Annotated in this window: 14 protein-coding genes; 7 read left to right on the top strand and 7 right to left on the bottom strand. The window is 59.1% G+C overall.

What is annotated here, in order from left to right; all coding sequences use genetic code 11:
- Positions 1 to 8: 8 nt before the first annotated feature.
- On the bottom strand, positions 9 to 647 hold the full coding sequence (locus CUR21_RS04635) for a GntR family transcriptional regulator (protein WP_100195843.1): 639 nt from the start codon (positions 645 to 647) through the stop codon (positions 9 to 11).
- A gap of 189 nt (positions 648 to 836) precedes the next feature.
- Between CUR21_RS04635 and CUR21_RS04630 the strand changes: the two genes are divergently transcribed.
- The 3 genes from CUR21_RS04630 to CUR21_RS04625 all read left to right on the top strand — a co-directional run bounded on the left by CUR21_RS04630 (position 837) and on the right by CUR21_RS04625 (position 3105).
- Positions 837 to 1487: a pyrimidine 5'-nucleotidase gene (locus tag CUR21_RS04630; RefSeq protein ID WP_100195842.1), complete on the top strand. Its 651-nt coding sequence runs from the start codon at positions 837 to 839 to the stop codon at positions 1485 to 1487.
- A 79-nt stretch (positions 1488 to 1566) separates the two neighbouring features.
- Complete coding sequence (locus CUR21_RS18550) at positions 1567 to 1836, top strand: hypothetical protein (RefSeq protein WP_157791933.1); 270 nt, start codon at positions 1567 to 1569, stop codon at positions 1834 to 1836.
- A gap of 69 nt (positions 1837 to 1905) precedes the next feature.
- Complete coding sequence (locus CUR21_RS04625; protein ID WP_100195841.1) at positions 1906 to 3105, top strand: UbiH/UbiF family hydroxylase; 1200 nt, start codon at positions 1906 to 1908, stop codon at positions 3103 to 3105.
- Positions 3106 to 3171: 66 nt separating this feature from the next.
- Here CUR21_RS04625 and CUR21_RS04620 read toward each other — a convergent pair whose 3' ends face one another.
- On the bottom strand, positions 3172 to 4299 hold the full coding sequence (locus tag CUR21_RS04620) for an aminotransferase class V-fold PLP-dependent enzyme (RefSeq protein WP_100195840.1): 1128 nt from the start codon (positions 4297 to 4299) through the stop codon (positions 3172 to 3174).
- Positions 4300 to 4682: 383 nt separating this feature from the next.
- The gene (locus tag CUR21_RS04615) at positions 4683 to 5093 is read right to left on the bottom strand and encodes a hypothetical protein (protein ID WP_100195839.1); all 411 of its coding nucleotides are present in this window, start codon (positions 5091 to 5093) and stop codon (positions 4683 to 4685) included.
- Between the two features lie 250 nt (positions 5094 to 5343).
- On the opposite strand from CUR21_RS04615, the gene CUR21_RS04610 reads away from it, so the two are divergent.
- The 4 genes from CUR21_RS04610 to CUR21_RS04595 all read left to right on the top strand — a co-directional run bounded on the left by CUR21_RS04610 (position 5344) and on the right by CUR21_RS04595 (position 10655).
- Positions 5344 to 5991 carry a hypothetical protein gene (locus tag CUR21_RS04610; protein ID WP_100195838.1) on the top strand — a complete coding sequence of 216 codons (648 nt, stop codon included), beginning with the start codon at positions 5344 to 5346 and terminating at the stop codon, positions 5989 to 5991.
- The gene (locus CUR21_RS04605; protein ID WP_157791932.1) at positions 5978 to 7489 is read left to right on the top strand and encodes an O-antigen ligase; all 1512 of its coding nucleotides are present in this window, start codon (positions 5978 to 5980) and stop codon (positions 7487 to 7489) included. Before CUR21_RS04610 ends, CUR21_RS04605 begins: the two co-directional genes overlap by 14 nt.
- A complete protein-coding gene (locus CUR21_RS04600; RefSeq protein WP_100195836.1) occupies positions 7486 to 8310 on the top strand; it encodes a metallophosphoesterase in 825 nt (274 codons plus the stop codon). Before CUR21_RS04605 ends, CUR21_RS04600 begins: the two co-directional genes overlap by 4 nt.
- A 143-nt stretch (positions 8311 to 8453) precedes the next feature.
- On the top strand, positions 8454 to 10655 hold the full coding sequence (locus CUR21_RS04595; protein ID WP_198431616.1) for a polysaccharide biosynthesis tyrosine autokinase: 2202 nt from the start codon (positions 8454 to 8456) through the stop codon (positions 10653 to 10655).
- 110 nt (positions 10656 to 10765) lie between these two features.
- Here CUR21_RS04595 and CUR21_RS04590 read toward each other — a convergent pair whose 3' ends face one another.
- The 4 genes from CUR21_RS04590 to CUR21_RS04575 form a co-directional block, all read right to left on the bottom strand.
- Positions 10766 to 11125, bottom strand: a complete 360-nt coding sequence (locus CUR21_RS04590) for an iron-sulfur cluster assembly accessory protein (protein WP_100195834.1) — start codon at positions 11123 to 11125, stop codon at positions 10766 to 10768.
- Between the two features lie 26 nt (positions 11126 to 11151).
- Positions 11152 to 11895 (bottom strand): DUF3307 domain-containing protein, encoded by a 744-nt coding sequence (locus CUR21_RS04585; RefSeq protein WP_157791931.1) that lies wholly within the window; start codon positions 11893 to 11895, stop codon positions 11152 to 11154.
- Complete coding sequence (locus CUR21_RS04580) at positions 11888 to 12520, bottom strand: hypothetical protein (RefSeq protein WP_100195832.1); 633 nt, start codon at positions 12518 to 12520, stop codon at positions 11888 to 11890. Before CUR21_RS04580 ends, CUR21_RS04585 begins: the two co-directional genes overlap by 8 nt.
- Before the next feature lie 124 nt (positions 12521 to 12644).
- Entirely contained in the window at positions 12645 to 13004 is a 360-nt protein-coding gene (locus CUR21_RS04575) for an SUF system Fe-S cluster assembly protein (protein ID WP_100195831.1), read from the bottom strand.
- Positions 13005 to 13051 lie beyond the last annotated feature (47 nt).

Genomic DNA, 13051 nt, shown 5'->3' with positions numbered 1-13051 from the left:
GTCCTGCCTCAGGATTTCAGCCGCAGCTCCCCGGCATCGACACGAAGACGTGTTTCAAAGGCTTTGCTGATATGAATGCGCAATGCCTGATACGCAGCGTCACCGTCGCGCGCCTCGATGGCTGCGACAATGCTGTCATGCTCGGCCAAGGCCACCTCACTGCGGCCCTCGGCGGCCAGCGAGGTGGTCGCCATCAAAGCCATGGAGCGGTGCACAAGATCGAGTTGCTGAACGAGAAAGCGGTTGTGGCTCGCAAGATGGATTTGTCGGTGAAAGCGCTTGTTGGCTCGGCTCATCGCGCGCGGATCACCTTCGAGAAGCGTCCGGTCATCCTCGACCATCCCCCGCAGGACCCGGATTTCTTCGTCTGTCGCATGCCGCGCCGCAAGACGCGCAGCCAACCCCTCAAGTTCGCTACGCACCGCATAAAGCTCTGCCAACTGGTTATGATCGAGACTCGCCACAATCAGGCTTCGCCCGTCACGCGTCAGCATGGCCTGCGTCTCCAGCCGCTGCAAAGCCTCTCGAACCGGTGTCCGGCTGACACCAAGCCGCTCTGCCAGTTCAGACTCCACCAGTCGGTCACCCGGTTTGTACAAACCCGCCTCGATCGCTTCTAGGATCAGCGTATAGGCATCTTTCTGCACCGGGACGTCCTTGTTGTTTCAGGCGTGTTGCCGGGCACGCTACAGCCACGGTGCAAGGCTTGGCAAGTCAGGAGGACAAAGCCACAGGCGCCTTTGCATCGGCTCCCGTCCGCGCCGCGACGGGGCACTGTGAAGCGACCGCATGACCAACCTCTTGCCCGTCGGACGCGCACAGGGTAATCGCCTGATATGGATCGCTCTCGTTTTTCTGATGTCGACACTTGGGTCTTCGACCTCGACAACACGCTTTACCCCCCGCGGATGCGGCTGTTCGACCAGATCGAAGAACGCATGACGGCTTGGGTGATGCGGGAACTTGGCGTTGACCATGCGCAAGCCAACCATCTTCGCGGCCACTATTGGCAGCTTTATGGCACAACCCTCGCGGGGCTGATGCGCGAACATGCCGTGGACCCCAACGGCTATTTGTCCGACGTACACAACATCGACTTCTCGGTGCTGGAGCCTGACCCGCAACTTGCCGATCGGATTGCCGCCCTGCCGGGACGCCGGATCGTCTTTACCAATGGCGATGCCCCATATGCGCGAAATGTGCTGGCGGCCCGGGGGCTGACAGGGGTGTTTGATGCTGTGTATGGCGTCGAACATGCAGGGTTCCGACCCAAGCCCGAGGCCGCGGCCTTCGAGACGGTGTTCGCGCTGGACGGGCTCACCCCAACACGCGCGGCGATGTTCGAGGATGACGCGCGCAATCTGGCGGTGCCACATGCCATGGGCTTGCGCACCATACATATCGCTCCGCTGCATGAACCCGCCCCGCACATTCACTACCATTCGGAAGACCTGTCCGAGTTTCTTGGGCACTTGACCCAAAGCTGAGTGTGATATGCGTCATTATGCGCGTGGCAGCATGCTGCCTGCGCGCCTATCTTTACGCTTCAATGCGGAGACGGCCCGAATGACCCAGACAACCCCTTCAGTGCCCCGACTGCCTCTTGGTCAGCGTATTCTTTTCGGTATTCCCATCGTGGGACGAATTGCACGCGAGATCTCGCAGGATGTGAACAACGTCTTTTATCTGATGATCGTGTTCATCACGCTTGAGGTGCTGGCGTTTCAGATTTGGGGGCCTGTGGTCTTCACCTTGACCGCCTTGGTGCTGGTGCCCTTGATGTTTGCCTTTTTCGTGGCCATCAGCTGGCCCCGACGCGGGCCAAGAAAGGACTGATCGGGCCACTTTGTCGCTTCGATTTCCACCCGTGGCAGCCTATCTTGCGCTCCAGAGAGGAGATCCCCCATGACACGCACCACAACCGACATCCTTATTTCCGGCGGGGGCGTCGCCGGATTAACGGCGGCCGCAGCTTTTGCCTCGGCCGGGTTTGATGTGGTGTGCGTCGATCCGGCTCACCCCGTGACCTCCGAAGAGGCCGAGGGCGCCGACCTGCGGAGCACGGCGTTTTTGCAGCCGTCGGTTGCGGTGCTGGAAGCGGCGGGTCTCTGGTCCCGTCTTGCCCCCCACGCAACCGCGCTGCAGGTGATGCGGATCATCGACGCCGGTGGCGCCGTGCCGGAGCCGCGATTGACCAAGAATTTCGACGCGGCGGACATTGGTGATCAGCCTTTCGGCTGGAACCTGCCGAACTGGCTGCTGCGCCGTGAAATGGTCGCGCGTCTTGAAGAATTGCCGAATGTCGACTTTCGCCCCGGCACTGGCACCGTACGGATGATGACACGGACTGAAGAGGCGCGGATCAGTCTGACAGATGGCTCGAATGTGCGGGCAAGGCTGGTGATCGCAGCAGACGGGCGCAATTCGCTTATGCGGCAAGCAGCCGGGATTGGCGTCAAAACCCTGCGGTATGGCCAAAAAGCACTTGCCTTTGCCGTGACGCATCCGGTGCCGCACGAGAATGTGTCGACAGAGATCCATCGCAGTGGCGGGCCATTTACCTTGGTCCCGCTGCCCGACAAGGATGGCCAGCCGCGTTCGGCAGTGGTGTGGATGGACACCGGCCCCGAGGTGACGCGGCTGAGCGCTTTGCCGACCGAAGCGTTTGAGGCCGAGATGAATCTCCGCTCATGTCAGGTTCTCGGCCCCCTGCGCTTGGCAAGCCGCGTGACGGTTTGGCCGATCATCAGCCAGATTGCCGAGCGTATGGCAGGAGAGCGCTGTGCCCTCATCGCCGAAGCGGCGCATGTGGTGCCGCCGATTGGAGCCCAAGGCTTGAACATGAGCCTAGCCGATCTTGCGGCCCTGCTGTCATTGGCGCAGGCGACACCAGAGGATCTGGGCTCGGCGCGGATGATGGAACGCTATCACCGCATGCGGCATCTTGAGGTGCAGGCCCGCGTGACCGGCATTGATATGTTGAACCGTGCGTCAATGGTGGGCGCGCAAACTCTGCGCGACTTGCGCGCCACTGCGCTCAATGCGCTATACAGCGCGTCGCCAGTGCGAAAAACGCTCATGAAAGCAGGCTTGGGCATGCGGTGAAGGGCAAGCCTCTCGCCCAAGTCTGGGCTGATCTGTTTACCCTCCACCAACACGCCGAGGTCTGTCTTACGCCAAAGCTGCGTCGACCGCGCGCTCCAGCCGCGCCACTGTGCCGGGAACATCCTTCAGCTTGTCCAATCCGAACAAGCCGATCCGGAAGGTTTTAAACGCCTCTCCCTCTCCCACCTGCAGGGGAACACCAGCGGCGATCTGCACCCCCTGCTCGCGGAATTTGGCGCCATTCTGAACCATCGGGTCATCGGTATAACTGACCACGACCCCCGGCGCCTGAAACCCCTCTGCCGCAACCGAGCGCGCCCCCTTGGCGACGAGCAGCGAACGCACCCTGCGCCCCAGATCCCATTGCGCTGCTTTTGCCGCTTCAAATCCCATCTCGCGGGTTTCGACCATCGCATCGCGAAAGCCGAGGATCGCATCGGTCGGCATGGTGGCATGATAAGCATGACCGCCGTTTTCATAAGCGGCCATCATGGCGCGCCATTTCTTCAGGTCGATCGCAAAACTGTTCGACACGGTCGCCGCCAAACGCTGTTCGGCAGCCTCCGACATCACCACAACCCCAGCCGAGGGTGAAGCGGACCAGCCTTTCTGCGGCGCAGAGATCAAAACATCCACGCCAGTGGCCGCCATATCGACCCAGATACAGCCAGAGGCGATGCAATCCAGAACCATCAAAGCACCGACCTCGTGCGCGGCGTGTGCCATCGCTTGAATATACTCATCGGGCAAAATGAGTCCGGCACTGGTCTCGACGTGCGGCGCAAAAACGGCCTCAGGTCTTGTCTCACGGATCTTGGCGCAGACTTCCTCGATCGGCGGGGGCGCATAAGGCGCACGCGCGTCGTTGCCAGTCTGTCGTGCCATCACGACCGTCACATCTTGAGAGAATGCCCCAGCATCGAAAATCTGGCTCCAGCGATAGGAAAACCAGCCGTTGCGCACGACAAGCACTTTTCCTTGGCCGAACTGTCGCGCCACCGCTTCCATGGCATAGGTGCCACCGCCCGGCACCAATGCCACCGCGCTCCCCTTATACACATCGCGCAGCATTCCCGAGATTTCCCGCATCACGGCCTGAAAGCGCGCCGACATGTGGTTGAGGCTGCGGTCAGTAAAGACCACCGAAAATTCTTCCAACCCATCCGGGTCGACAGTCCTGTGCAGTCCAGCCATGGCATTCTCCTGTTTGCGCCAAGCATAAGGGACCGACGGGAAAATGCATCTACTGCCGAAACATTTTTATGCCGCCCAATCTGGCCGCGCAGACAGGCTCATCCCCTCGCAGCAGAGATGCGCCAGACCCCGCGCGCTCTCAAAGGCGCGCGATCCGAAAACAGCACCTCGGACAAGAAATTGGCGCCTGGCGCCGTTAAACCCCTTCGATCCGGCACATCGTTCTGTCGATGCAAGACGCTCACAGAGATTTTGTGCTCGCCCTACACCATAGAAATGACAGGGTGATGGCACGCTAAAGAGCGATCAAGGACGCAAATGCAGGAGCCCCGCCACACAGCACGTGACGAGGCCATTGCGGTAAGTTGTGCAGAAGCGTGCGGTCAGCTTGCGCTGAGAGAGGACGCGGTCGCGGACAATTCTGCGACCGACGCGCCGGACTGCAACTGATTCGCGAGCTGCGCAAGTGTCTGTTGCTGAACCGGATTGGTCGATACCGCGGCAATTTCTGTCAGCACCGACCCAACCGCGACACGCTGCGCCGTAGGCAAGGTGGCGGCTGCCTGCACGGCAACACCCGCGATCACGCCGAGTTGCGCATTTGCAGCAGCCGGAGACAGACCCGCCGCACGAACAGCAGCAATCGCGATGCGAACAGCCGCCTGACACGCCTCGGCCGAGGTCGCGCAGGCTGCGCTGATCGCCGGAAGATCAACGGATTGCGCTGAAGCTGGAGCAGACAGAGTCATGGCAGCAGCAAGAAATGGCGCGGCAAATGAAATACGTTTGAGCATAGAAACCTCTGGTATTGTTAAAGTATGTTCAGGCATCAACATGGCTTCGTGCGAAGGGATGAAACTTGCGCTGCGACAAAGCGGCCTCACCATCATTTTAGAATACATATAACTGGAAAAACGTGTTTCACGCAAGGCCCTTGCAACTATAGGTGGTGTGTGGGTATCTCTTTTGGCTCCAGAGACATTCCGCGCATGTCGACATAGAACAGGCATCTTCGCGCACCAAGAAAGAGCACGCGCCGCAGCTATGAAACTGATTGTGTTCCTCATGTCCTTGTTGGCTGTGTCAGGCGTCGTTGCCACGTTCGGGCGCGAATACAATGCGGCGTTCTGGGCCCGCAGTTCAGAGGCGCGGGCTTTTGAAATCTTGGCGAGCAGATCAGAAGTCCCTGAATTGCCTTTCAGCAACCGCAGCATGCGCGAAGTGTTTGAGACTTGCGCACGTGTCCAGCAGAGCTTGATCCAAGCGTTTCAACCCCCTGAAACGCAGCGCGCCGTCGACGAAAGCTGCGCCGCACTCGCCCGGGACGCCCTAATCAAGAACCCGACCTATTCTGCCGCCCACACAATTCTGATGCTGTCGACAGCTGATGCGGCGCAAGGGGCCCAAGCGCTGATCCAGTCGCAAAAGACGGCTCCGCGCGAATCGTGGAATGCCAAACTGCGCCTTCGTGAAGGACTGTCCCTTCAAAGTGCCACATCACCAGCACTGGATGCGGCGCTTGAATCTGATGTGAATTTCATGGTGCAAACGCCCGCCGGGCGTAACTGGCTTGCTCGCCTCTATCACGCCGATCCAGCGTCCCGAGCAATGCTGGTTCGCGTCATTGATCAGCGACCAAACGCGGAAAAGGCATCATTCTTGCGGGAGGTGCGCGCCCTTGGTCAAGATTAACCGCACCCTAAGGGCGCAAGCGCCGGCCGCTCCGGTTTCAGAAAACCTTGTGTCTCGCAAAAGGCGAAGCGCAGGATCAAGGCGCGCAGGAAGGCTCAAGACCTTTACCGGACGGCTGCTGGTCTTGATGGTTTTCATCAGTGCGATCCCCGTGGCCTCCAATCGCCCGGCTTGGTGGCTGATCTGGACGTTCCTGTTGGGATTGTGCGCCATGGCCTATCTGACCAAGGCGCGCCTTTTGCTTGCACGGGACCACGCCTTTCAGATCAGTCGTTATGGCGCGCTCTTGCCCATTGCCTTGCTTGTCCCCGCCTATGCCGTTCTCCAATCGCTCCCGATTGCCGGGTATCTGCCTGAAGCATTGCAGGCCTTGCCGTCGCTCCTCGGGGCAGACATGCGGCCCGCCAGCCTTTCGGTGATGCCGGATGCCTCATTCCTCGGTGCCATCCGCGCGCTTGGATATCTTGTCTTCCTCGTTTTGGTGATTGAAATTGGCACCCAGCCCGAAAGAAGCCAAACGCTTGTGCTGCTTTTGATGATCGGGATCCTGCTGCATGCCATCTTCGCCCTCATCTCGCTTCGACTTTTAAACGACTACGCCCTTTGGGGAGAGAAGACGGTTTACTTGGGTGTGTTGACGGGCACTTTTGTCAATCGTAACTCGATTGCGACGTTTCTGGGCTTTGGTCTGATTTTAGCCTTGGCCATTGCGCTGGCGCGTGGGCAACGCTCGACCGCCGCTGAAAAAGACCGCGGCCATGCGGCGTTCTTGACGCCGGAGAGACTAGAGATCATCGGGCTTTGGATGGCGATTTTGCTGTTTGCGTTTGCCATTCTGCTCACGCAATCCCGCATGGGCGCAGCCGCCACTGCCTTTGGCGCCCTTGTAACCTTTTTCGCCCTCCGCTTGCACTTTCAAGCAAGCCTCGTGAAAACTTTGCTTCAAGGCGCGCTCGCGCTGGTGGCTGTTTTGATCGTGCTCATTCCCGTGAGCGGCGGCGATGTCGCAGAGCGCGCGCTTTTCACTCTGGTGGAATCCTCAGTTCGCCTTGAGCTCTATCGGCAGACCTGGGGAATGATCTTGGAGCGCCCCTTCACGGGCTATGGGTATGATGCTTTTGCGCCTGCGTTCGAGTTGTATCGCGATGAGCCCTTGGTGACCCAGAGCTATGCAGACCTTGCACATAACACCTATCTGACCCTTTGGGTGGAGCAGGGATTTGTCATTGGCAGCATCCCCATGGTGTTGACGCTCTGGGCCGTGGCAATCATCATTCGACGCCTGAAAGATGGTCAGGGGGACGCGGCAGTGAATGCAGCGGGATTGGGCGTGATCGCTTTGGGTGCCATGCATTCGCTCGCGGATTTCAGCTTGGAGATTCCAGCCAACGTCTATTGCTTCTTGCTTATCGTTGGATTGGCGCTTTCTCCCCCCCGCCAAACCTTGAGCAGTGCTTCTAGCACGGACGCGACACGTGTGGCAGGTGGCAGCACATGACCATTTTTTCGCGCCTGATGGGTCGCCTTGGTGCGGGAAGGTCGGCAGGGCAAACCGCAACCACAGCAGATGTGCCAACATTGGCGCCCTTTGATGGCCCGGTGTATGTGGTCGGCGATGTGCATGGATGCCTGTCCCTTTATCTGGAGGCGGAAGCCCGTATCCTTGAAGATGCGCGCCAATTGCAACGATCACCGACCATCGTCTTGTTGGGAGATGTTGTGGATCGCGGTCCACAAAGTGCCGCGATGATCGATCATCTGTTGCGGCCTTTGCCAAAGCCCGCGCGTCGGTTTTGTCTGACAGGAAACCATGAGGCGATGATGCTTGCCTTCATGGAGGCGCCGCGCGCCAACCTGCGCTGGCTGGAGTTCGGCGGACATGAGACCTTGCTGTCCTATGGCATCACATTGGATCTTCCCACTCTTAGCAGCATGCCGGAACGCAAGGTCACACAGATCCTTGCGGCCCATGTGCCAGAGGCACATGTCGCATTCCTGCGCGCGACGGTGCCAGCCCTTCGGGTCGGGCCGTATCTTCTGGCCCATGCAGGCGCTGACCCGCGCGCCTCTCTGTCCGCCCAACCCTTGCGGAGCTTGGTTTGGGGCAACACAGGGCTCGAGGCGCCGGCCGGCCTGATCTTGATCCACGGGCATTACATCTCTGCCGAACCCGACCTTCGCCCGGGCAGCATCGGGATAGATACCGGCGCCTACGCGACGGGGCGGCTCACGACTTTGCGGTTGTTGAAGGACCAGTTCCCCGCTGTCCGAACCACAGGTGAGGGCGCGTTGTTTAAAAGTTTGGCATTTTCAGATTAGGCAGCGGTCAAATGCCACAAGAAGCGGCGATCTCATGCAGAGATCTTTCAACAAAGGGGGGGCGATGTTAAGAAAGCCGCGAATGCGCCATGCTCTTTTACGGGCTTTGAAACCAGCACACATTTCCCAACAAGGTGATTTCTTTGCAATCTTCCGAAATTGACCTCAAGGAGCTCGTCGGCATACTCCGGCGCCAGAGCCGATTGATATTGATCACTTTTTTTGTTTTTCTGGTTCCTGCCGTTCTGTATATCATGCTTGCCACTCCCATGTACCGGGCAAGCGCGCTGATCTCGATCGATGCAGGCGGGTCGAACATTCTGGACCCGAGCAGCATCGAGAACAGCCAGAGCGCAATCCTCAACTCTCGCGTGGACGGGGAAGTGGAGGTGCTTCGGGCCGAGGCAACTGTCATGGCGGTTGTGCAAAGCGCAAACCTTGTCAGTGATCCAGAGTTTGGACCACGCCTTGGTCTCACAGAAAAGATTACCATCGCGCTTGGCCTTGAATCCGCGGGCGCCAGTCTGCGGCAGGCCATTGGCTTGCGCCCTGCCACGCCGCCATCCAGCGAAAGACTGGTGAGCAATACGATCCGGAAACTGAGCGGCGCGACAGAAATCAGGCGCAGAGGTCTGACCTATCTGATTTCCGTCAGCGTCGAATCTGAAAGTGCGCAACGCGCTGCTGAACTCGCAAATCTGTATGTCGCAACCTATATCGACCGTCAGGTGATGACCAAAAGCGGCTCCATCATCGCCGCGCGCGATGTGCTGCGCAGCCAAACAGAAACGGCGCGTGTCGAACTGGCCCGCCTGGAAGACGCCTTAAACAACTTCATTGACGATAACCTTGCGCGCTTGGAGCAAGAGAGCAACGATGCGAGCATTTCGGCACTGCGCAGACAGTTGGAAGCCGCGCAATCAAGCAAGGTTGAAAGCGTGAGCGTGCTGGCGGCCTCTCGCGAAGCCGCCGCGCGCAATGACTGGGCAGCGGCCGCATCAACTTTGGGCGACGTGGCTTTGGAAGAATTGGCCAATGAGCGTGAAGCGCTTGCACGCCGCTTGAGTGGCGAAACCGCCGGTTCGCAGAGCGCGGTCGACTTGCAGAACGCGCTGGCCGAGCTGGACCAGAGCCTCGGGGCTCGACTTGCCGAGGCACAATCGAGTGTCGAGGGTGAGCTGTCGAACATTACGCAATCCGAAACGCTCGCACGCGAGCAATTGCGTGACGCGCTGTTGCAGTCGAACCTGTCGTCGACCGTCATCGCGGATCTGTTCAATCTACAGCAATCGGCATCCATTGCCCGCAACCAGTATCAGCAACTGTTGTCGCGGGTTCAGGATCTTAACGCGCTCGCGAATGTGCAAATCGCCGACGCGCGGGTGGTGTCTGAAGCATTGCCACCCACATCCGCCGCCTCGCCCAACAAGCGTCTGATCATCATCATGGCGCTGACTGCCGCGCTGGCAATGGGCGTCACGCTTGCGTTTCTCAACGAGTATTACATCGGAGGCGTCACGTCGGCGGCACAATTGGGCAATGTCATTCAGGCCCGCGTGCCCGTTGCCATCCCCGCGATCTCGTGGAGTGGGAGTGAGCGCCTGCCCGCGGATGAGGTGATGACCGCGCCTTTGTCACAATACTCCGAAGGTTTCCGCAAGTTGCGCCTGGCCATAGACACCAACCTTCACCAAAGCCAGTCCGAACGCAATCCTTCCGAAAGCGATCGTCGCAAGGCACGGGTCGTGTTGATTTGCTCGGCCTTGCCGGGCGAAGGCAAGACCACGACCGCGATTGCACTTGCGCGGACCTATGCCGTCTCAGGCCAACGCACCTTGCTGATTGACTGCGATCTGCGCAAACCTTCTGTCGCGAATTACTTCAAGCTTTCACCTCAGGATGGCTTGATCGATTACCTGACCTCCGACAAGAACGATGCCGAACTGGTCGTAACCCCGGTTCTGGACCATCTCTCTAACCTTGAACTGGTGACAGCAGGCTCGCGTAGCACCCAGCCGACGGACCAACTGGTGAACAGCCGACGTTTCGCATCCTTGCTGGATGTGGTGCGCGAGGCATTCGATGTGATCGTGATCGACAGCCCGCCTTTGTTGCCCGTGGTAGACACCCGTTATCTGGCACAGATGGCGGATATTGCCGTGCTGGTGGTGCGCTTTTCAAACACGACCCAAGGGGAAGTGCGGGAAGCAGCCCACCAAATACAGGAAGCTCTGCCCCCGGGCGTGCGCATGATCGGCATCCTCAACCGGGAAACCGAACGGCGTGGAAAGCGTGGGTATTACAACGGCGCTTACTCCGGATACTACGGAGACAGCACAAGCTGAAATGCCGTGTCGCGCCAAAAACAAAGCCTCGGGAAATGCGGATAGCATTTTCCGAGGCGCTTTGTTGGCGGGCTGTGCCGTCGTGGAACACACAGACCCCTGCACGCTCCTTAAAGAGCGGGTGTGTCCTTGAACTTGATCGATTCGCCACAGCCACAGGCCTCGGCAACGTTCGGATTGCGGAACTTAAACCCGGCGTGCAGCAGATCCACCTCGTAATCGATCTCGGTGCCGATCAAGAACATTTGCGCCATTGGCGCGATCATCACGCGCGCGCCATCCTGCTCCACCACTTCGTCCAGCGGGTTGACCTCGGACACATAGTCCATGGTGTATTCCATACCAGCGCAGCCGCCTTTCTTGACGCCGATGCGCAGGCCTTGACGGCCGTCTTTCTCCATCAGCCGTGCAATCTGCCGGGCGGCCATTGGGGTCAGGGTGACGGCCGCTTTGCCGGGGATGCCAAACATGAGGAACTCCTGTCTCTGCGCTTAATCTAAGGTGAAAGGTCCGGAATTCCAAGCGGCGGCAAGGCGGAAAGCAACATCACCGTTCCGGTCGCCAAAAGGATCGCCCAACCGAACGACGCAAGCGTGCCGATGATCACATATTCCGACAACTGCGCCTCCTCTCGGACGGCGCCGAACCGCAGCACAGATTTGGCCGCGATCAGGAAGCCAATGCCGCCGGGTTCACCAGCAAGGATCAGCAAATAGATGATGCCACGCTCCAAGACGCCAATGATGCGGCCGCCTCCCGGCAGGCCTTTAAGCCCAACGTCTCCCCAATCCCGCATGAGCAAACCCAAGGCATAGCCGCCTGCCCTCATCGTCAGAATGCTGCCGGAAAGAACTGTCACGCCCGCCGGGAGCCATTGCGGCGCGATGGGGGCCCAGAAGCCTTGGCTCCAAAGATCTGGCCACAGGATCGCCACCACCGCCAGCGTCATCAGATGGGCAACCTGATCTGCGACAAACGCCTTTATGCCGGATACCCGTGGCCCGATGGCCACTTTCATGGCATCGATACACAGATGCGCCAATGTCAGCCCTGCCACCACGAACAAAGCGGTTTGGGTCTGAGCGCCCGTCGCCAGCAAGGCAAGCACGCCCACAATTCCGGCGTGCATTCCCATCCAACCCGGATGCCCGATACTCTTGGCGCGCACCATTCGGTCGGGCTGGAGCACAAAATCAGCCAAAACATGTGCAAAGATCAGAAAGGCAAGAGTTTCAGCCAAAGGCGACATCCTGTGCAAAATGCATGGAGAAGGCCCGAAGCGCCTGCGTTGTCAGCGAAAACTCCGCAGCGGCCAAGCGCGCGGCGTAAGCTTGACGCGAAATACCAAGGTGATCGGCAAGCGTCTGTTGTGACAGGATGTTATCTGGACCAAGTGACAATGCAACGGCCTGTGCCTGTTGTGGCGACCAGCGCTGAATCTGGGCATCCAGAAATGCCATCAGCGCCTGATGCAGCGGATCAACCCCCTGCCCCGCCAAGGCAAACCATCGCCCGTCGGGCATTGCATCAAGGGCGCGGCCAGACTGAACAAAAGCTGCGCCGCCTGCCGTCCCGAGACTGCCCTGATCATAGCCATACGCATCGCCCACACCCAAGGCGATCCGGCTGCACAGTTTGCCAGAGCCACGCAACTGCGCCGCAAGGAAGACAAGGATCAACAGTCCCTGCGATGCCGAGGTGAGATGCACCTGCCAGCCGTCGCCCCGAAAGCGCTGAAAACGCGCCTCCGCATCCAAAAGGCGAACAGAGGTTTCGATCAGCAGCATCGCCTCATCCACCTCCGCGGGCGCGCTGCGGGTGGAATAGATGAGATCTCCGGTCAAGACCGCGTGCAACTTGGACATATGCAAGCCATAGGGCTTGCATAACCGAAGTGCAAGCAAAACGCTTTGACAGAGCGATGCAAGTCAAAAACCTTGCATCTGAGGCATGCAGGCCAAATGACCTGCGCCCCAGAAAAACGCGCGCCTACATGAAGCCCAGTTCCAAACGCGCTTCGTCGCTCATCATCTCCATGCCCCACGGCGGATCAAAGGTCATCTGCACATCGACCTGTTTCACGCCAGCCAAAGGCTCGACAGCATCAGCCACCCAACCCGGCATTTCTCCTGCCACCGGGCACCCCGGCGCGGTGAGCGTCATGATAACACTGACGGCATTTTCTGCATCGATTTCGATGGTGTAGATCAGCCCCAGATCAAAGATATTGACCGGGATCTCCGGGTCAAAGACCGTTCGGCACGCATCAACCACGCTGTCATACAAAGGATGATCTGTGGTCGAAGGTTTGATGAGCGGGCTGCCCTCGACTTGTGCTTCGCTGTTCATTCCGGCCTCATCAGTGTTTGTTGAGGGATTATATAGGAAATTCTGCA

Source organism: Pseudorhodobacter sp. MZDSW-24AT (assembly GCF_002794355.1).
GTDB lineage: Bacteria > Pseudomonadota > Alphaproteobacteria > Rhodobacterales > Rhodobacteraceae > Pseudotabrizicola.
The sequence above is the reverse complement of the archived record's forward strand: the minus strand, read 5'-3'. Positions and strand labels throughout refer to the sequence as shown.